We start from the raw sequence: 20080 nt of genomic DNA, 5'->3' as shown, positions 1-20080 counted from the left end.
CGATTTAGGCTCGTTTTTTAAATTACACATAAAAAATCTTTAAGGATTATTAGCGAGTAGCTCATCTACTTTTTTTATAACATCTTCTGGTGTTGGCTCAGTCGTTTGTTGTTTTAACCAATCTGTTATTTCTTCGCTGACTCTATAACCTTTTTCAATGCAGTAGTGTTGAGAGGTAACCCAAATATCTGCCCCCCTAGAAGTGCTATACGAATTACAAACCGTATAGCCTTCACTTTTAATTTTACTTTCAATAAAGTAGGTATAAGTAGGAACTGAAATCAATAGCAAAATCAGAGTAACCCCACAGACCTTATACCATTGAGTTAAAAGCTCAGGCTCTATTTCAATATTTCTTACTTTTAATAATATTAGTCGAGTGAGCATTGCAAATGCTGGCGTATATAAAATTAAGCACGCACTAAAACTTTTCTCATTAAAAATCAGCGGGTGCTTATTTAACGCCTCAAAGACAAATACTAATTCATTATATGACGCAATCGGTAAAACTATGGTGATGATAAAGAATAAAACAAATAAAAATACACTCTTTATATTTTCACTTAACGTTATTCTTTCGTGTTTCATTAAATTCCCTTTAATCAACATTTAAATAAGGCATACAATTAAATTACGATTAAACTTTATACGGTTTTCGTCATATGCATTATTAGCAATTCTTAGACTAGCTATAATTTTTTAGTTATCCTATTGGTATAAATTAAACACATAGCTGTTCCTCTAACAAGAGTGCCTACAAGAATAAATAAACTAGACTCCACTTTAAATCTTTCACTGTGAAAAACGAAATAGCAGGCTTTGTTTAGGCTAAAAAAGTAAGGTGTCTTATGTCAATTTTACAAAAGCATAAAGCAGGTTTAGTTCATATAAAAATATTATCATCGTATCAATTTTTAAGAGTAGAAAAACTAAATGCAAGGATCGCGGACTATTAAAACTTATGAAGTTAGCTTCTTAAAACGTACTTTAAATTTAGTTTTACTATTTACCCATATAATTTTTTTATTTGCAGTAGCTGCCATAGCATTCGATCGTGAGAGTTTTGAGGCGATAAGTAACGCAAGATATGGCAATAGCGCTCCCTTAATGCAATCTAAATTAGCAGATATATTTGTATCCTCTTGGTTTGCTTATTTGTGCTTAGCTTTGATCCCCATAACTTTAATAAAAGAGCGCTTTATGAAAAGCTATAACGTTCGAATTTATTCAAATGTACTAGCTTCGTTTATATGCGGATTAATAATCTATATATTCATTAATAAACTGTATAGTTTATAAGGTTTATTTAATGTGACTTTTAGCTTCTTTAATCGGAAATTTATAACTTAAAAGGAAAAAATATCTAATGGAAAATATTTTTTGTGGGTATTATGATGAGGAAACGGAGCAGGATGTTCCATTACAACCAAACATTAGTGAAGCTATAACCTTTTTCAAAAGTTTTATTTGGGAGAATGAGAATTCAGAATCCGCCATGAAAATTTTATTTTTTCAAGCTTTAGGGGATAATGAGGCTTCATTACAAATAAGTTGCCTAGAAAAAAGTTTATGGTGCATTTCTACCAGTGTTTCCATCCGAAGGCGCTTTCTTGGACCTTTTTTTAAGCGTAACACCTTCAAAATCTTTATAGATAAAAATGAAGATGAAACAGAAAGTATAATACGTTTATTTTATGATAGTTCGCCTCACAAATTTGCTGCCTTTTTAAAAAATAGTAAAGGCTAAGCCTTAAGAGGAGTTACACATTTAATCTCTTTATAAATCTATTCTATTACTTTGAATAAAGGACTATCAATGAAGTATCTAAATTACATATTACTTTGCCTATCTCTATTTTTCACATCGAACACATTTGCGCTTGAGCAAAAGTATCACGAGAGTGTTTTACCTGTTATTGCTGCTTTTAAAACGCATGATAAAACTGCGATTGCTGCGCATATTCGCTACCCTCTAAAAAGGCAGTATCCACTTCCTGATATTAAAAATGAAGCTGAGTTTATTAACCGCTTTGATGAAGTGTTTGATGAGGAACTTGTTGCCGTTATTGGCAGCTCTAATATCAATACCGATTGGGATAACGTAGGTTGGCGCGGCATTATGCTAAATAACGGCGTAATGTGGGTAGACACAGACGGCAAAGTTATTGCTGTGAATACACAAAATACCACTGAGCAAGCACATGCAGAAAAGTTAATCGCTCAAGATAAACAATCACTCCATTCAAGTATTAAAACCTTTCAAAAACCAATACTTGATTGGAAAACAGCTAACTATCGTGTTCGCATTGATGATTTAGGCGATGGAAACTTCCGCTATGCGTCGTGGAGCATTGATAAAAGCCCAAGCGACAAGCCTGATATCGTTTTAATTAATGGTGATATTACCTTTGAGGGTAGTGGCGGCAATCATCACTATACGTTTAAAAATGGACGTTACAGTTACGTGTTACATGTCACTATTATTGGTTGCGATACATCTTCACTTGGTTGGCTTGAAGTATATAAAAACGATAAGCAATTGTTATTTGAAGGCGCTGTAAGTAAAGGTTAATACAGTAGCGAAAAGAGTACATAGTTACTAATGATTAAACAGAATTAGATATAAAATATGAAAATAGAAGATATAAAACTTAAAATTGAAAGATCTGAATTTTATAAAAACTATAATGTTAAACAGTTGATTAAACTGGTTATTGATTTATATGAAAGCTACCGAATTGAAAATACTAATTTAGAGTATGACGGCGATATGCTTCTTTTTCAGTGCGGGGAAGATAGCCTTAGTAAAGACTACTTTATTGTTGATATTACACGCCAAATTATTCCTGATTTAGACGACATAGATGAAGCTACAGATGCTATGCAGCAACTTAGTACGACTTTTAAATTTTTACCAAGCGAGGCTGCATTTGCGCTTTCAACAACGAGTCAGTGGTGTTCTGCGTTAAATGAGGTTGATAGTCTTAGGGCGTTTATTGAAAATAGTGAAGCTTTTCAATGGGCTATTAAAAATGATGTGGTAAAAGTAGATATTGAATTATCTTATATATAAATATTAAAACAATAACTGTAGTCGCATGAGTTGCATCTTACTTCTTTGCTTACTGTCAATGTAAAAAATTATTTAGCAATTTGCTGCTCTTAACCACTTTTAAAGAAGGCAATTTTATGAAAACGATTGGCATGCTCGGAGGTATGAGTTGGGAGTCTACAACCAGCTATTACAAAGCCTTAAACGAAGGCGTTAAAAACTCATTGGGTGGACTACATTCAGCCAAAATTTGTATGGTGAGCGTCGATTTTGCGGAAATTGAAGCGCTACAGCATCAAGGCGATTGGCAACAAACAGCTAAGTTACTTACCAAGGCAGCTAAATCGGTAGAGGCTGGTGGTGCTGACTTTTTACTTATTTGTACCAACACTATGCATAAAGTGGCCGATGAGATTGCCAGTAATATTACCATTCCTATTTTGCATATTGCCGATGCCACCGCCGAGCAACTAAAGCACGATAACATTACGCGAGTAGGGTTGTTGGGAACGCAATTTACAATGGAGCAAAACTTTTATAAAGAGCGTTTAATCGATAAGCATAACATTGAGGTATTAATACCTGAGCCTATTGAGCGAAAGCGAGTGCACAAGGTTATTTATTCGCAGTTATGCCAAGGGATTATTGATGAAGATTCGCGAGCTGATTATATACGCATTATAGAGCGCTTATTTGCACAAGGCGCGCAGGCCATTATTTTAGGCTGTACTGAAATCGCCTTGTTGGTAAAGCCACAACATACGCAGGTTCCGCTTTACGATACCACCAAAATACATGCCGAAGCAGCAGTGAAGTTAGCGCTGGCTAAATAAATAAGATTGAGCTTAATTCTGTAAATAATCACTTCGTTATGCTTGCATACAGTGATGCTAACAGTAAAGTAATTTGGGGGTAGAGGTGAAAAAGCTTAATATTTATTTGTTACTTTTATTATCTGTTGGATATTCTGCAGTTGCTTTATATTCGCTCATTAATAGTGATATTGAAGATGTTATTATTTGCAGCGCTGATGAGAATACTCATTACATCCCAAGTGACGCTTGTGAATATTACTTACTTAATTATAGAGCAGATAAGAGTGATATTGAATCACTTGAATCAGGCGCTGGTCTAGCATTTTTATTTGAAATTAAAGATATAGATAAGCGCGATGTTTATATCAAATACTTTATTTCTAAAGGAATCAAAGTAAATACGTTAAGTCACATAGATGGTTTATCACCTCTACACTCGGCTATTTTGCTTAATGACTTTGGTTTAGTGCAACTTTTAATGGATAAAGGCGCGAGTATTACCATTAAAGAAAAATCACATGGGCTTACACCTTTAGAGTTTATTCATAAACTGAGTGAAAAAAATGCTCAGATAGATAGGCAGCTGATATCTGAACTTTTGACGTCGATTTCAAATAATAAACAGGCTGGTTAATTCAAAGAATTACCGAATATGTTAAATCTAGTGATTCTATTATTTACCAACAAAAAAACCGCCAATTGGCGGTTTTTTATTAGCAAGTAAAGCTGTTAACACGCTTTATATTAATGACCTTTCTCAAAGTCATTTACTTCGCGCTCGGCCTCATCTTTGGATTTACCGTATTTTTGCTGAATTTTACCAACAAGCTCGGTACGGCTACCTTCAATTTTATCTAAATCATCGTTGGTAAGATCGCCCCATTTTTGTTGCGCTTTACCTTTAAGTTCTTTCCAATTTCCTTCGATACGATCGCTATTCATAATTAGCTCCTTATTAAGAGTGATGATTTTTCATTTTAAAAGCGTTACTAATAAAATGATTTTTAACGTTCACTCATAAAGGTGCAAAGCCTATACCAGAAAGTGAAATGTTAAGTTTTTAATATATATCAATTGGTTATGGTTTTTTGATGCGTAAGGTTTTTTTTCTGGTGGCGAGCTTTATAAAAATTCTGCAGGGTGGCTTGTAATTATTTCAGGGACTGTCACTTCAGGGGTTATTATTGCAGGAACACTGTGCTGGTTTTTTATAAGTACAATATAAAAGCGAGCTATTAAAGCTCGCTTTGCTGTTTAATAAAGGAATTAATGTCTAAAGCTTGGCATTAGCGCAGGAATGCCTGGCAGCATACCTACCAGTGCCATTACACCGGTTAATAACACAAACATAATAAGTGGGATGACCCAGCGGCTCATTCGCGATAAATCAGCACTTCTTTCTTTACAGCCAATAAGGCCCAAGTTATCAAGTAGCATAGTTAATGACCAACCAAATGCAGGGTTTACTAGGCTTGATGCAAACACCACAATGGCGGCTGATTGGGTGGTTTTACCTTCACGGGTCATTTCCATACCCGCTTCAAGTAGTGGAATAAACACCCCTACAATTAATGCAACACACAATACTGGCTGCCAAATAGCTAAGTCCATTGGATAGCCCCAAACACCCGCGATAATACAAAATAACGCAGTTAAAATTGCGCCTGCAGGAATAGGGCGTTTTGCAATAGCAGCAGGAACAATGTAAGTGCCCCAAGATGACGCAAAGTTAGCACCGCCTAAAAGCGAGCCAAAGGTTTGTCTTGTTGATGCGCTAAGCATGGTATCGTCAATATTCATTTGTACTTTTTCAGTACGCTCAGGGTAACTAATTTTTTGAAATACTTGATGGCCTAAAAAGTCAGGAGACCACATAGCAACCGCTAAAACTGCAAAAGGAAGTACAACTACAAAGCTTTCAGCTGTTGGTAAGCCAAGCATCCAGCCGGTGTTTTCGCCCCACCAGTACATAGGGTTCATGTTTGGTAAGCCCGGTGCAGTATGAAACTCAAACGGTGCACCCAATGCAAAAGCAGTAAAACCACCAATTAAACAGCTCAGTGGCACGGCTAACCAGCGTTTTTTGTAATGCTCCAATAAAGCATAAAGTAAAATTGTGGCTAAGATTACGATAAAGGCAATATGGGTCATTTGAATTTCTTCAGCCCATGCAAACAGCTTTTTAACTTGTGAAATGGTACCCACAAAGCCCAAATAAAGAAGTAGGCCACCACACACTCCTTTACTGGTGAGCTTGGCCATGAGACTGCCGCCTTTACTAAATGCTAATATCAATCCAAAGGCTCCTATGAGCAAACCAAAGGCCATAGGGTGTCCGCCTGCGGCAACCACAATAGGAATTAATGGAATGAGTGGGCCATGAGTACCCGCTAAGTTAGCGGTCGGTAAAATAAAGCCAGAAAATAGTAAAATAAATAGCGAAACAATTAAAAGTTCGTAGCGTACGTTTTCAAGTACAAAGCCATCACTTAAACCCAAAGGGCCTGCAAACGTGGCAGCAATGGCTGCTACCATTACTACTTTACCTATAGTAGCGGCCATTGCTGGAATGGTGTCTTCAAATTCAAAGCGATAATCTCTAAACGGTAAATTTGGACGCCAGCGTTTTGGCTGCATAATTTGCAGTTCGTGCTCTAGATAAGCGTCGCGGCTTTCAAACTCAGAGCTGGGTTTATGAAGATTTTCATAGCTATCGGACACGGTTTGAGTATCCGCTCCTGGTATAGCATCAGATGAATTATCATCTAGCGGCTTGGTGGTCATGACTTCTCCTGCAACTTTGTTGCTAACTCAAAATAAAAATACAGCTTTTACAAAGCAAATGAACGTTGAGTGCGCAGGGTAAAACAGCTTGCTACAGATTGTAATTAGGCAAAAGGTCGTGCATAGCCCAGTTTAACGCTTTGTAAGTGTTAACAAAAATAGCAAAGGGATGTGTTGTAACTGGCTTGTTAAATTTAAAAGATCTTTAAATTCAGTGGTTTATTGTTCTGTTTTTACAGTGTGATCTTGTCATGCAGAATAGCGAAAAGGTCATAAAATCAGCAGATTCAGCAGCAATCATTCTTTAGTCTAATAAAGGTGACGTTAGCCGCTATTTGCTTATTATAAATACAATTAGCCGCAAAGTTGCACAAAAGCTAATAATACTTAGTTTTAGCGGAATAACTATTTTTGGACTCAAGATAGGGTTTTAAAAGGTAATAATAGGAGTAAAGTAAAAACATAGCGCAAAGTGACTAAACAAGAAAATGCCTTTATGTAACGTATTTATAAAGGCATTTCTGGGTAAGCTTGTTTGTTTTCACCGCCAGTTAAACGCTGTAACAACCGACGCTGGCTTGAGAGTAATTGCCCTGAGCGTTCATTCATTATTTTGCAGGTTTTAGTTTTTAGCTCAAGCTGATGCAATAGCTTAGTAGTAAGGGTGTTTATATCAACAGGTAGAAGCGCGGTTAATTGTGCTAAACCTTCTTTGCCACCTTGTAAGCCTAAACTCACCAAAAAGCCATCGCGCTGGTTGTGCGATTCATTTAAGCTTTCTAAAAAGCCGAGCATTTTTTTATTATGTGTTTCTAGCTGCACATTACGTTGGCTTAGCAATTCGTATTGCGTTTCAAGTAATTCAATTAACGCGTCTAGCTTAGTAATGTCTTGTTGCAGACTTACAATATACTCTTTTACAGTTTTCATTTTTTATGAAGTTCAACCATAGCGTTAACGGTTTCATCAATATTAATTTTAAATTCACCACTGGCAATTGCCGCTTTCATCATGGCTACTTTATCCATATCAACGTCTGGCTTTGCAGCTAAATCTTGAAATGTTGAGTCTATTGATTTACTTAATGCACTCACTGAGTTTGCTTGCTCTTGTTTAGTCGCTACAGGTTGTTGTTCTGGTTTTGCATCCAGTGAAGAACGCTGGTTTGTTTTTTGGCTTTGATCAACCGCAGTGGTTGTTATTGCACTTATATTCATTGTTTATTACCTAATTCGTTTATCGAATTTATATTGCTTAGTTTATATCAGCGACCAAGTACAAGCATTACTTAACTTTTATTTCGACATTTTTTAAAATGTCGCCTCTGCCACGCCTTGCGCAATTACTCTACCTTGAACTACTTTTTTTGATGATAAATTTTTTACATTAATAACCTCACCAAGCTGGCCATCTTCAAGAGCAATGGCTTTAACATTGGCTGAGAAAGTTGCGGTATTTATTTGCAGTGAAATATGCTCATTTTTATTGATTAAATACTGCTTTTCTAGGTATCGGGTGGAGATCACCGTGCCTTTATCAATCTCGCGTTTAACGGTAAGTCCAACAATCTGGTCAATACCGGTTTCGCCTTGGTGGCGGTGCTTACCTAAATCCACGCTTTTATATTCTAAGTCTTGCTTATTAAGCACTTTACCTCGGTTTAAAGTGTGCTTGGCAGCTACTAGGTTTATCCACACACTTACTTTGGCACTGGCTCTAAAACGCCAAGCAGGCGATGGGCAAGATACAGAAATACTCACCCTGCCTGCAGGTGGCGTGTGATTTTGTGAGCGAGTGATTTGCAATTCATTACAGCTTAAATTTTCGCTGCCTTTAGGAATAAATAATTCTATATCTTGTCGCTGACTTTGCGTATTAACTGAGCGCAAATAGCTCTTAATTTCACTGTGCAAAAACTGCTGAATTTCTTTATCAAAATTAATGGGGGTGGCCATAGCATGAGCTGGCAGTAGTCCAATAGTTAAAAGTGAGCGGAAAAACCATCGCTTCCCTTGGGGAAGTTTAGCTTCCGTGTGCTGGGCTGTTTTTTGCTCTTTTTTTATATAAGTCATTGAAAGAATATACTTTTAAAAGTTGGCATAAAGGTTGTTATACACAAGGTAGAAAGTGTATGCGAAGCGCGAAAGCATACAAGAAACAAAAATTAGAGGCAACAATGGAACTATTTGATAAAGCGTTAGGTGTTCACCCTTTTTCAATGAAATTAAGGTTAGACAGAGCAGAAGTCATTGCCAGTAACTTGGCTAATGTTGACACGCCTGGGTTTAAATCTCGAGATGTAGATTACCGTCAAATTATGCAAAGTGTCTCATCCAGTTTTTCGCAAAACAGAGATGTTGATTTTGCTGGTGTACAAACGGATGAACTTAAATATCGCGTTCCTTATCAACCATCAAGTGATGGCAACACTGTTGAGTTAAATATTGAGCAAGCAAAATTTGCCAGCAACAGTATGGATTTTCAAACCAGTTTGACCTTTTTAAATATGAAAATAAATGGCTTACATAAAGTTATTTCAGGGAAATCATAATGTCTTTTAATTCAATTTATGACGCTAGCGGCAGCGCCATGCGCGCTCAAGTTATTCGCCTCGACACCATTGCATCTAACCTAGCCAATGCCGATACCGCAGCCGGTTCAGAAGCCGACGCTTACAAGGCACTTAAACCAGTATTTTCTGCTTTGTACAAACAAACACAAGACAGCCAATCAATTTCAGCCTCGGTTGATGTATTAGGGATCACTGAGTCAAACCGTGCGGTAGAGCAGCGCTACGAGCCAAATAACCCAATTGCTAACAACGATGGTTATGTATTTTACTCCAACGTGAATGCACTTGAAGAAATGGCAGATATGATGTCTGCAAGTCGCAGCTACCAAACATCTGTTGAAGTTATGGGGCGTGTAAATAGCATGCAGCAAAGCATTCTTAAGTTAGGACAATAATATTATGCAAGTTAATTCAGCCGTTCCAAGCGCAGCCGACGGGGCAAAAAGCACCACTAATATTGCCGGTAATAGCTCAGCAGATGAAATGTCGACCATGTTTTTAGAGTTACTTGTTGCGCAAATTAGTAATCAAAATCCATTACAACCTATGGACGGCACTCAGTATGTGAGCCAGCTTGCGGAGTTTTCTAATGTTGAGTCGTTACAAAGCATTCGCCAAAACACCGCCGACGGCTTGGATTATGTGAGCAGCTTAGCGGTGCTTGAAGCCACTAATATGGTTGGCCAAACGGTTGATGTACAAGCAAGCAGTATTGCCCTTGAACAAGATGGCAGTGTCTCTGGCATGGTTAATTTAGGGGAAGCCGCAGACTCTGTCACTGTGCAACTTTATAACCAAGATGGTGAATTAGTTGAAGAAAAACAACTGCCTTATTCTGGAGTCGGTTCATTGCGTTTTGAATTTGAAAACCAAGAAGCCGGTGCGTATGCAGTGAGAGCGTATGCCACTACAGCAGAGGTACCAAAGCAGCTTGATACTTGGCTAAGCGGTGAGGTTGAGCGTGTTTCTGTAGGTAAATCGTTAGAAGATATTTTATTGCAAGTCGATGGTTTGGGTAATTTTGGTATCACTGAAATTAATCAAGTGGCATAAATAAGAGGAATAAATAATATGTCTATGTTCAATATAGGATTAAGTGGTCTTAAAAGTACCCAAACAGGATTAGAAGTAACCAGTAATAATATTGCTAACTCAGGTACTGCTGGTTATAAAAATAACACCGCAGAATTTGCTGCAGTGTATAACGGCAGTCAACGCGGCGGTGTTAAAGTTGCCAATGTTAAAGAAGATTTTGTCACCGGTGGTGAAATTGTGCGCACCGGTAATGCGCTGGATATTGCTATTGATGGCCAAGGTTTTTTTGCCATATCAGAAAACGGCCGAACAGCTTACACCCAAGCAGGCCAGTTTCAGTTAGATAACGACTTAAATATTGTTAATGCCAACGGCGGCAAACTGCAAGGTTTTGGCGTGTCTCAGGTTGATGGTGGTGATCCGACAATTGTACCAGGTGTATTAACCGATTTAAAAATTGAAGCCTCAAACATAGAAGCACAAGCCAGTACCAATATTAACTTTAACGGTAACTTAAGTTCTTCTAGCGACGTGATTGCTTATCCAACAGCTCCTGCGGTATTTGATCCTAAAGATGGTAGTCAATATAACTTTTCTCAATCTACCGAAGTATTCGACTCCTTAGGTAACAGCCATGTAATGACCCAGTATTTTAACCATACGGGTAGCAACGAATGGCAAGCGATGTTTTTCTTAGATGGTAAACCCCTTACTCAAGCTCAATTAGCTGCAACGGGTGCAACAATAGGAACTCAACCGGTTGATGATGGAACAGGTACAGCTACTACAGTGGCCGCTGGTACTTTAACTATAAAGTTTGATACTGACGGTCAAATGATCCCTTATTCGACAACACCGGATGTAAGAGCTGTCAACTTATCTGTTGGTGTTGCGGGCGCTGCTGCAACAAAGAATGCTGAAATAAGTACTGGTGCTGCCGCTTTAGCTATAAACCTAAAATTCGATGGCACTACGCAGTTTGGTTCAAGTTTCAGTGTTAACGAAAACGATGCCAACGGCTATACCTCAGGGGCGTTTTCTGGTGTGAAGGTTGAAGACGACGGCCGTGTATTTGCAACATTTACTAACGGTGAATCTAAATTACAAGGTCAGGTTGTACTTGCCTCGTTTGCGAATGTTGATGGTCTAGAGCAAGGCAGTAATACCGTGTGGTATCAAACTGAAGAGTCAGGCTCTGCACTTTATGGCGAACCTGAAAGTGGCTCACTGGGTAAATTACTGTCGGGTTCATTTATGGGCTCAAATGTTGATATTAGTGAACAGCTGGTTGGCTTAATGTCATTTCAACAAAATTACCAAGCCAATGCTAAAACCATCAGCAGTGCTGATGAAATGATGCAAATTTTATTTAGTAACACCTAAGGAAGCTGAGCGTGGAAAAGTTAATTTATACCGCCGTTTCGGGTGCTGAACTTAATAATACCGCCTTACGCGTTGCTGCAAATAACTTAGCAAATGTTAGCACCGTAGGTTTTAAGGCCGACTTAGAGCAAGCGCAATCAATGATGGTACAAGGCGAGGGCTTTCGTACTCGTTACCACGCGCAACTAACACCAGTAACTACTGACTTATCGTCAGGGCCAATCATGGATACTGGCCGTAATCTTGATTTAGCACTGAGCAACGGCGGTTATTTAGAGGTGATGGATGACAACGGTGAACCTGCTTATACCCGTGCGGGTAACTTAGTGGTTGATGCCGATGGCTTTGTTACTGTTAACGGTCGCCGCGTGCAAGGTGACGGTGGCGATATTCAACTCCCTGAATTTGGTGATATTGAAATTGGCTCAAACGGCATGATCAACCTAACCCCCATTGGCGGCGGTGTAATTGCAGAAGATGCGCAAATTAAATTAGCCAGCACCGATGCAAATTTAATTAAAGGTGCTGATGGCTTACTCAGAGCTAACGATTTACAACCGCTTGAAGCCGATGAAACAATTACAGTAAGAACGGGTGCTTTAGAGGGTTCTAATGTGAATGCCGTGGCTGAAATGATCAAAACCATGAATATTAGTCGCCAATTTGAAATGAACGTAAAAATGATGAAGTCTGCTGACGAATTAGCGACTAGCGGCAACAAGCTTATCAGTGGACGTGGGTAAATAGGAAGGCAAACATGAATTCAGCATTATGGGTGAGTAAAACCGGTCTTGCAGCGCAAGATTTAAGAATGACAACAATATCGAATAACCTCGCGAACGTAAGCACTGCCGGTTTTAAAAAAGACAGAGCGGTATTTGAAGACTTATTTTACCAAGTACAAAAACAACCAGGCGCGCAAGTCGATGAACTTAACCAACTGCCATCTGGGATTCAGGTGGGAACCGGTGTTCGTATTAACGGTACGCAAAAGCAATTTACTGAAGGCAGTTTTGAAACAACCAGTAACCAGTTGGATGTGGCCATTGCTGGGCAAGGTTTCTTTCAAATTGAAAGCCCTGATGGCGAATTATTGTTCACTCGTAACGGCCAGTTTCAGCTTAACTCAGAGTCATTACTGGTAAACAGCAACGGCTTACCTTTGGCGCAAAATATTGCGCTGCCAGAGGGCACCACTAAAGTGAGTATTGGCACCGATGGCACCGTTACGGCAGTAGTGGGTAAAGATGCGCAAGCGGTTGAGTTAGGCCAAATGTTAACGGTTAACTTTGCAAATCCTGCAGGCTTACAAAGCTTAGGTGGTAACTTGTACCGCGAAACAGCGGCATCGGGTGAACCTGTCGAAGGCATCCCCGGTGAAGATGCTTTTGGTGGCTTGCAACAATTTACTATTGAAGGCTCAAACGTGAGCGTTGTTGATGAAATGGTAAGCATGATTGCCGTACAGCGCGCTTACGAGATGAACGCTAAAGTGGTCTCTGCGGCAGATGAAATGCTGCGCTTTATAAACCAAAACGTATGATTATGATGAATAAGTTAACATTATTTTTGCTGCTTTTGGGTGTTGCTGGTTGTAGCAATACCCCGTCAAAAACCCAAATGGTGGAATGCGAAGTGGTGTATGGGGAAGTTAAATGTCCACAAAACACCACTCAAAAATCAGTTCAAGACTATGAAATAAGCCAAGATGCCTATGCACAGGGTTTGAATCAGCAAGATGGTAGCTTATTTCAAGATAACTATATGTTTTCTTTGTATGCAGATAAACGTGCTTACCGAGTTGGCGATATTTTAACTGTGGTGCTTAACGAGCGCATGCAATCAAGTAAAAGCGCCGATTCGAGTTTAGATAAAAGCACCGACTTTGATGTTGCTGTGCCGGTTGCTGGTGCACTCAACGTAGCTGATTTTAATTTGGGTATAGGCTCGAGTGCCAAGTTTGACGGGGAAAGCAGCGCCAGCCAACAAAACTTCCTGAGTGGCGCTATTACCGTGCGGGTTAATCATGTTTTATCTAATGGGTCGCTGGTTATTAAAGGGCGTAAGCAAATTAAGCTCAACCAAGGTGACGAATACATTGAAATTGAGGGGCTAGTTCGCCCTGGCGATATTGATGTAAGTAACCGTGTTTCGTCGCTTCGTATTGCTGAAGCGCAAATAAGCTATACCGGCAAAGGCACATTGGCTGATGCGAATCGTCCGGGTTGGTTTACCACTTTATTTACCCGATTCTTAAACCCGTTCTAAGGGATTACTGAGGTTTTAATGAAATATTTACTATTAATGTTAGTGTGCTTTTTTAGCCTATTAGCGCCTGCAACTGTGACCGCCAAAGCACGTCCATTATTAGATATTGTTGATGTGCTAGGTGTGCGAGAAAACCAACTAGTGGGTTACGGTTTAGTCGTGGGCTTGCCAGGGTCGGGTGATAAAGCCCAAGTAAAATTTGCCGGCCAATCGCTAAGTAATATGCTAAAGCAATTTGGTGTCTCTGTAGATGAAGAGCGCTTGCCAAAATCAAAAAATATAGCGGCTGTTGCTGTCCATGCTACATTGCCGCCTATGGGAAGCCCAGGCCAAGCGATTGATGTAACTGTGAACTCATTAGGCGATGCAAAAAGCTTACATGGTGGCAGCTTAATGTTGACCCCATTAAAGGGAGTTGATGGCAAAGTGTATGCGCTAGCACAAGGTAATTTAGTGGTGGGTGGTATTAATGCCAGTGGTAAAAGTGGCTCCTCGGTGACTGTTAATGTGCCTACTTCAGGACTTATTCCTAATGGTGCAATTATTGAGCGCAGTGTTACGGCTATATATGAAAGTCAAAGCGATGTGATTCTTAATTTAAAAGATCCAAATTATCAAACTGCCCGCAATGTTGTGCGTGCTATTAATAAAGTATTTGGGCCTGATGTCGCTATTGCTGAAAACTGGGCACGTTTAGTGGTTAGTGCGCCAATTGATGCCAATAGTCGCAACACGTTTATGTCGATGCTACAAGATATTACGGTAGAGCAAGGCTCTGAGCGTCCTAAAATTGTATTTAATAGTCGCACCGGTACTGTCGTAATGAACAATACAGTGCGAGTTAATCAAGCGGCGGTTAACCATGGTAATTTAACCATTACCATCAGTGAGCAAGAGCAAGTGTCGCAACCTGGGCCGTTTTCAAATGGTCAAACTACGACCACGCAATCAAGTGATATCACAGTAGATCAACAACAAAAAAATATGCTGTTGTGGCCTGAAGGCACCTCATTAGATGAAATTGTAAAAGCGGTAAATGCACTTGGCGCAACGCCAGCCGAGCTTATGTCGATATTAATTGCACTTGATAATGCTGGGGCTCTAGAAGCCGAGCTATTAGTTATTTAAAGGAAATAGCCATGAAAATAGAGTCATCAACCCAATTATCTCAGTCATTAGCGATTGACCCGACCCATCTTGAAAACATTACTGGCAACAGTGAGGCAGGCGTTAAACAGGCAGCAGAGCAGTTTGAAGCTATTTTTTTACAGCTGGTATTAAAAAGTATGGATAGCACCACCAAAACTATGGCCGGTGACAATGGTTTTTTTAATAGTAACGAGCAAGCGCAATTTAGAGATATGCATAATGCTCAAACAGCGCAGCATTTAGCGTCAACTCATCAACTGGGTTTAGCCGAAGCGATTATTAAGCAGTTTGATGAGAAAATTGCTCCCATAGAAAATACATTTAAGAATAGCCAAAGCTTGGTCGCTAATGATCAACATAAAGGTGCTGAAAGCGTTGAGCCAACCCAAAGCTATGATATTTATGCGGGGTCGGCATTTGTTCAGCCATTGAATGCTAATACGATTAGGTAGTTAATTATGTCTATGTTAAATAACGCGTTAAGCGGCCTCAATGCGGCTAATATTGCGCTGACTGTGTCAGGGCAAAATGTGGCGAATGCAGCCGTTGAAGGTTACTCGCGTCAGCAAGCTCAATTTAAAACCTCTAATGTATATTTAGGTGGGGTTGAGGTGGCATCGGTTGATCGGGTTGTTGACGCCTTTTTAAATGACGATATTTGGCGTACTAATTCCGATACCAATTTTTATGAAAACAAACAGTCATACCTAGGCTTTATTGAGCAAATAATTGGTACCGACTCGTTAAACTTAAATAACTCCCTTGCAAGCCTAACCAATGCATTGAATGCAGCGACGACCAAGCCAGACTCACAGGCTTTTAGACAGCAGTTTTTGTCCTCAGTTGAAGGGCTTATGCAAGATTTTGCGCAGATTAATGGCGCACTGGCTGGTCAAGAAACTAAACTCAATGCGCAAATGAGCAATGTGGCACTAAGTGTGTCATCGATTACGAAACAGATAGCCGAAATCAACAGCAGTATTGGGGTAGCAACAGCGAATAATCAATCAACCGCAGAGCAAAAAGACAATCGCGAGCGCTTAGTAAACCAGTTATCAGGGCATATTGGTGTATCTATTGTTGAACGAAATAATGGCTTTATTGATATTAGTACCTCAAGTGGTGCCCCGTTAGTAGTAGGCAGTAAAGCTGCATCAATCTCGGTCAGTGGTACAACAGTCACCAGTGAATTTATTGGCCAGAAATTTACTCTTGATAAAAATGTTGGTGGCCAATTTGGTGGCTTAATAAGCGTTGATAATGATGTAATAAAACCAACTCTTGCAACCTTAAACAGCTTAGTTTCCGACCTTGCTGATGATATGAATGGTGCATTACAAAGCGGTTTTGATTTAAATAACGACCCTGGTGAAGCATTGTTTACTTACAACCCATTAAACCCATTAGGGACGATCGAGATAAACCCTGCTATCACTTCCGATAAGCTTGGTTTTAAAGACAGTAGTACTTCCGGGCCTGGTGATAATTCAAACATTGCTAATATCGTTACCTCAATGGCAGGAAAAGGCGATAAATTTACGTTATTAGTGGGTGAACTGGCAATTACTAGTAAGCAAAATTTAAGTAGTATCTCTACCGCTACGAGTTTAAGTGAAAATGCCATTGCTGCACGCGATAGCTTTAGTGGTGTAAACCTTGATGAAGAGGCGGCAAGCTTAATGCATTTTCAGCAAATGTATAGTGCCAATGCCAAAGTGATCAGCACTGCCGATCAAATGTTTAAATCTTTACTGCAAATGTTTTAAGGGGCAATGTTATGCGAGTAAGTAGTCATCAGCTTCATTTAAATTCAATAAAAAACATCCAAATTAATACTGAAAATTTTAACGAAAAGTCGACTCAATTAGCAACCAATAAGCGTATTCTTAAGCCGTCTGACGATCCACTTGGCACTGTGATGATTATGAATTTAGGTTCAGAAATTAAATCGCTAGAGCAATACAAAACCAATATGGACGCAGTTAACTTTTCACTGGGTCAACAAGAAGTACAATTGACTGGTATTGTTAACCAAATATATTCCTTACAGAGTTTACTTACTACCGCAGCTGATGATTCGATGGGTAAGGCAGAAATTAAAGCGCTTGGTCAAGAAATGAGTGTGGCTTTTCCTGCGATTGTTGATTTACTTAATGCAACAGATAGCGACGGAAAGTATTATTTTTCAGGCAGTAAAACCGATGAACAACCATTTCAAATCGATGCCACGGGTAATTACGTTTATACCGGTGACGATATTGTCCGAGAAGTTGCTGTATCTGATGACTCAAGCGTAAAAAACAATATTGTGGGTGATGATTTAGACCCAGGCGCCGGCTTTTTAAATGCCATGAAAGACTATCTTGTTGATGTAAATAATCCACCGGCAGGTGGCGTTGGCAATCAATCACGGGTGATGATAGATAAATTAGCAGACTTTTTAGGTACTATTAGTAGCCAAGTGACTACAATTGGTTCTACTATGGCGTCGCTTGATTCTATTACTACCAGTAATCAAGATATCACTACGTTTACGGTGAATTTACAGGATGATTTAAGTGCTGTAGATTACCCTGAAGCGTTTATCTCGATGAAAGAGTCAATGGCGGCGTATGAGTCATCGATGCAGGTTTACTCAACAGTAAGCAAACTTTCATTGTTTTCATACATTTAAAAATTATAATATTTTCAGGAACTAACTATGCTGGTTAAAAGTAGCGAAAAGGCACAAGCAATTGACTTGGTTAATACCAATAAATCGGATGCACTCGTTACATCAACAAAAGATTCTGCTAACAATTTGTGGAAAAACAAAATTGTTGCCAGAGAGGAGCAAGTTAAAGTACTGACTGATTGGGCACAGCGTGGGGCGCTTAGTCAAGCCTTGGCTAGAGCCGAGCAAAGTGAAAGCACAATACGAAATTTGTATATGGGACTTGAAAAGTTAGCACAACAATTAAACACTCAGGCAGCTAACTCTCAGCCACAACCTATGCAACAACAAAAGATTAAAGTTCAAATAGCGTCATTACAAAATGTCGCAAGTAAAAAAGGCTCAGGGCTTGATTCTCAACTAAAAATAACCGACCCAAATCGTGCTATTAGCAAACAGCTTAATGCCAATATAGACCTGCTTAGCGCGCGTCCACATGAAGAAAGTATCCAGTTAGTAATGGGGCGTTCGGGTAAATCATTAAGTTTAAAACTACCTGCCTATCAAGACGAAAAAACCAATTTAACTGCTATTCAAAATGCGTTTGCACCACATCATATAAACGTTGAGCTCAACCGTGAAAACCGCCTGCTTTTTAGTGCGCAAAAAGATAATGCGGCTCCACTTTTAGAACCTTGGGTAATGAGTGGTCAAGGTGTACGTGTTGCGGCGGGTAACCCGATTTCGTTGCAGCTTAATGATTTAGATAATCCACTAAATGAACTTGCTAAAGTAGCAGACAAAAATGCCAGTATTGCACAGCACCGCGAACAAATTCAAAGTGCACAGCGCCATTTAAAGGCCAACTTAATAAAAATTCAGGCACAAAAGCAACAGTTGCAAAGCCAGCTAGATCAACTCGATGCTGCTCGTACCTTAGCCAATACAGATGAATTGCTTGCTGTAAGTTTAGGGGTTAAACAGCACATGCAAAGCCCAGGGGTAAATAGTGTGGCTGCAATTATGTCACAAGCAAACATAACTCGTAACATGGTGCAATACTCACTAAATTAACGGTCTGTTAATTTAAATTTAACGTCATCTTTTTCATTATCGCCTGTAATTTAAGGGCTAACTTTAATAATTAGAAAAATGTTTATCTTTTCTCATAATTGGTCGCTCTTAGTTATTAGAAAGTGATTTAGCTCCACTAATTACTTTAACTACAACTTCAAAGAGGAAACTAAACATGGCTCTATCAATTCAATCGAATATGGCTTCAATGTCAATTCAAAACCAGCTTGGTCGCAGCAACAACGATTTATCAACAGCGCTTGAGCGTTTAGGGTCTGGTTTTAAAATTAACTCTGCAAAAGATGACGCAGCGGGTCTGCAAATCGCATCACGCTTAAACGCACAAGTACGCGGCCAAGAAGCAGCACTTTATAATTCAAACAATGCCATGTCGATGATGCAAACAGCGGAAGGCGCGTTTGATGAAATGACCAATATTACTTACCGCATGAAAGAGCTAGCTACACAGGCTGCCAATGGTACAAATGGTGATGATGAATATACAGCGATAAGTTCTGAGTATGTTGCTTTGACTGCTGAATTAAATAGTATTATGGATAATACGTCATTTGGTGGAACAGCATTATTTAATGCAGACGCAGCATCGGCAGCAGATAAAGGTAAATTTGCTACAGCAGTTACGTTTCAAGTAGGTTCAAGTACAGCAGAAACATTGTCAGTTAATATCGGTGCTACTTTGTATGTTGATGGTACGGCTACAGATAAATCAGTTCAAGGAACTATTAATCAGTTGGCGGCTAGGGCCTCAACAGGAGCTACGCCATCAGGTAATGGTCGTATTGATAACCAAGCAGATGCAAAGGCTCAGCTTGATTTTGTTGATACGTTAGTTGATTCAATTGGCACGGCCCGCTCAGCCCTAGGTGCATCAATGAATCGTCTTGATCATACCATGAATAACGTAACGAACATGAAAGAAAATACTCAAGCGGCAGCGTCTACACTGATGGATGCTGATTTTGCTGCTGAAACATCTAATATGACTAAGCAACAGTTACTTATGAACTCGGGTATTTCTGTACTTAGTACTGCTAACAGCACAACACAAATGATTGGTTCACTTCTTCGTTAATAGCTTAACGATAGGTTACATAAACCGAGTAATCGATTAAAAAATACCAAAACAGCTGCATCTTTTATGCGGCTGTTTTTGTTTAGACTGAGCTCGGATAAAAATAAAAAGGGTTACTCAGCTTTTTTTAAAGCTGCATCTAGTTTGGTAGCTATTTAATTATTTCGCCTGTATTAATAAATAAAATCAAAATAAAGTTTAG

24 protein-coding genes are annotated in these 20080 nt (G+C 39.3%); 18 read left to right on the top strand and 6 right to left on the bottom strand.

Going from position 1 to position 20080, the window contains the following annotated elements:
• Positions 1–39: 39 nt before the first annotated feature.
• Positions 40–588, bottom strand: coding sequence for a hypothetical protein (locus tag P3J6_RS04330; RefSeq protein WP_198522311.1), 549 nt, complete (start codon positions 586–588; stop codon positions 40–42).
• A gap of 778 nt (positions 589–1366) precedes the next feature.
• Here P3J6_RS04330 and P3J6_RS04325 point away from each other — a divergent pair.
• The 5 genes from P3J6_RS04325 (at position 1367) to P3J6_RS04305 (ending at position 4501) form a co-directional block, all read left to right on the top strand.
• Positions 1367–1747 (top strand): hypothetical protein, encoded by a 381-nt coding sequence (locus P3J6_RS04325; protein WP_178955390.1) that lies wholly within the window; start codon positions 1367–1369, stop codon positions 1745–1747.
• Between the two features lie 69 nt (positions 1748–1816).
• Positions 1817–2572 carry a hypothetical protein gene (locus tag P3J6_RS04320; RefSeq protein WP_178955392.1) on the top strand — a complete coding sequence of 252 codons (756 nt, stop codon included), beginning with the start codon at positions 1817–1819 and terminating at the stop codon, positions 2570–2572.
• A 57-nt stretch (positions 2573–2629) separates the two neighbouring features.
• Positions 2630–3073, top strand: coding sequence for a hypothetical protein (locus tag P3J6_RS04315; protein ID WP_198522310.1), 444 nt, complete (start codon positions 2630–2632; stop codon positions 3071–3073).
• Between the two features lie 116 nt (positions 3074–3189).
• Positions 3190–3885, top strand: a complete 696-nt coding sequence (locus P3J6_RS04310) for an aspartate/glutamate racemase family protein (RefSeq protein WP_198522309.1) — start codon at positions 3190–3192, stop codon at positions 3883–3885.
• A gap of 85 nt (positions 3886–3970) precedes the next feature.
• The gene (locus P3J6_RS04305; protein ID WP_138605583.1) at positions 3971–4501 is read left to right on the top strand and encodes a hypothetical protein; all 531 of its coding nucleotides are present in this window, start codon (positions 3971–3973) and stop codon (positions 4499–4501) included.
• A 110-nt stretch (positions 4502–4611) separates the two neighbouring features.
• Here the strand turns inward: P3J6_RS04305 and P3J6_RS04300 are convergent, their stop codons facing one another.
• The 5 genes from P3J6_RS04300 to flgA form a co-directional block, all read right to left on the bottom strand.
• Positions 4612–4809 carry a CsbD family protein gene (locus P3J6_RS04300; protein ID WP_008111942.1) on the bottom strand — a complete coding sequence of 66 codons (198 nt, stop codon included), beginning with the start codon at positions 4807–4809 and terminating at the stop codon, positions 4612–4614.
• A gap of 324 nt (positions 4810–5133) precedes the next feature.
• Positions 5134–6651 (bottom strand): DUF3360 family protein, encoded by a 1518-nt coding sequence (locus tag P3J6_RS04295; RefSeq protein ID WP_008464416.1) that lies wholly within the window; start codon positions 6649–6651, stop codon positions 5134–5136.
• Between the two features lie 507 nt (positions 6652–7158).
• On the bottom strand, positions 7159–7581 hold the full coding sequence (flgN, locus tag P3J6_RS04290) for a flagellar export chaperone FlgN (RefSeq protein WP_010391136.1): 423 nt from the start codon (positions 7579–7581) through the stop codon (positions 7159–7161).
• Complete coding sequence (gene flgM / locus P3J6_RS04285; protein ID WP_010391138.1) at positions 7578–7868, bottom strand: flagellar biosynthesis anti-sigma factor FlgM; 291 nt, start codon at positions 7866–7868, stop codon at positions 7578–7580. The genes flgN and flgM overlap by 4 nt, the downstream gene beginning before the upstream one ends.
• Positions 7869–7961: 93 nt before the next feature.
• Positions 7962–8723: a flagellar basal body P-ring formation chaperone FlgA gene (gene flgA, locus P3J6_RS04280; protein WP_198522308.1), complete on the bottom strand. Its 762-nt coding sequence runs from the start codon at positions 8721–8723 to the stop codon at positions 7962–7964.
• Between the two features lie 59 nt (positions 8724–8782).
• Between flgA and flgB the strand changes: the two genes are divergently transcribed.
• The 13 genes from flgB (at position 8783) to P3J6_RS04215 (ending at position 19878) form a co-directional block, all read left to right on the top strand.
• Entirely contained in the window at positions 8783–9202 is a 420-nt protein-coding gene (gene flgB / locus P3J6_RS04275) for a flagellar basal body rod protein FlgB (RefSeq protein WP_010391142.1), read from the top strand.
• Positions 9202–9618, top strand: coding sequence for a flagellar basal body rod protein FlgC (gene flgC / locus P3J6_RS04270; RefSeq protein WP_010391144.1), 417 nt, complete (start codon positions 9202–9204; stop codon positions 9616–9618). The genes flgB and flgC overlap by 1 nt, the downstream gene beginning before the upstream one ends.
• A 4-nt stretch (positions 9619–9622) precedes the next feature.
• Positions 9623–10276, top strand: a complete 654-nt coding sequence (locus P3J6_RS04265; RefSeq protein ID WP_138605578.1) for a flagellar hook assembly protein FlgD — start codon at positions 9623–9625, stop codon at positions 10274–10276.
• An 18-nt stretch (positions 10277–10294) separates the two neighbouring features.
• Positions 10295–11641, top strand: a complete 1347-nt coding sequence (locus tag P3J6_RS04260; protein WP_198522307.1) for a flagellar hook protein FlgE — start codon at positions 10295–10297, stop codon at positions 11639–11641.
• Between the two features lie 11 nt (positions 11642–11652).
• The gene (locus P3J6_RS04255) at positions 11653–12384 is read left to right on the top strand and encodes a flagellar basal body rod protein FlgF (protein WP_055011654.1); all 732 of its coding nucleotides are present in this window, start codon (positions 11653–11655) and stop codon (positions 12382–12384) included.
• Positions 12385–12398: 14 nt separating this feature from the next.
• Positions 12399–13184, top strand: coding sequence for a flagellar basal-body rod protein FlgG (flgG, locus tag P3J6_RS04250; protein WP_010391154.1), 786 nt, complete (start codon positions 12399–12401; stop codon positions 13182–13184).
• A 2-nt stretch (positions 13185–13186) separates the two neighbouring features.
• Complete coding sequence (locus P3J6_RS04245; protein ID WP_232735466.1) at positions 13187–13909, top strand: flagellar basal body L-ring protein FlgH; 723 nt, start codon at positions 13187–13189, stop codon at positions 13907–13909.
• Positions 13910–13927: 18 nt separating this feature from the next.
• The gene (locus tag P3J6_RS04240; protein WP_138605573.1) at positions 13928–15037 is read left to right on the top strand and encodes a flagellar basal body P-ring protein FlgI; all 1110 of its coding nucleotides are present in this window, start codon (positions 13928–13930) and stop codon (positions 15035–15037) included.
• 11 nt (positions 15038–15048) lie between these two features.
• On the top strand, positions 15049–15510 hold the full coding sequence (locus tag P3J6_RS04235; protein ID WP_138605571.1) for a rod-binding protein: 462 nt from the start codon (positions 15049–15051) through the stop codon (positions 15508–15510).
• Positions 15511–15516: 6 nt separating this feature from the next.
• Positions 15517–16824 carry a flagellar hook-associated protein FlgK gene (gene flgK, locus P3J6_RS04230; RefSeq protein WP_198522306.1) on the top strand — a complete coding sequence of 436 codons (1308 nt, stop codon included), beginning with the start codon at positions 15517–15519 and terminating at the stop codon, positions 16822–16824.
• Positions 16825–16835: 11 nt separating this feature from the next.
• Entirely contained in the window at positions 16836–17732 is an 897-nt protein-coding gene (flgL, locus tag P3J6_RS04225) for a flagellar hook-associated protein FlgL (protein ID WP_198522305.1), read from the top strand.
• A gap of 27 nt (positions 17733–17759) precedes the next feature.
• Positions 17760–18785 (top strand): flagellin, encoded by a 1026-nt coding sequence (locus tag P3J6_RS04220; protein ID WP_178955414.1) that lies wholly within the window; start codon positions 17760–17762, stop codon positions 18783–18785.
• A gap of 175 nt (positions 18786–18960) precedes the next feature.
• Positions 18961–19878, top strand: a complete 918-nt coding sequence (locus P3J6_RS04215; RefSeq protein WP_198522304.1) for a flagellin N-terminal helical domain-containing protein — start codon at positions 18961–18963, stop codon at positions 19876–19878.
• Positions 19879–20080 lie beyond the last annotated feature (202 nt).

The sequence above is a fragment of the Pseudoalteromonas sp. 3J6 genome (assembly GCF_903995135.1).
Classification (GTDB): Bacteria; Pseudomonadota; Gammaproteobacteria; order Enterobacterales; family Alteromonadaceae; genus Pseudoalteromonas.
This window is presented reverse-complemented; position numbering and strand designations above follow the sequence as displayed.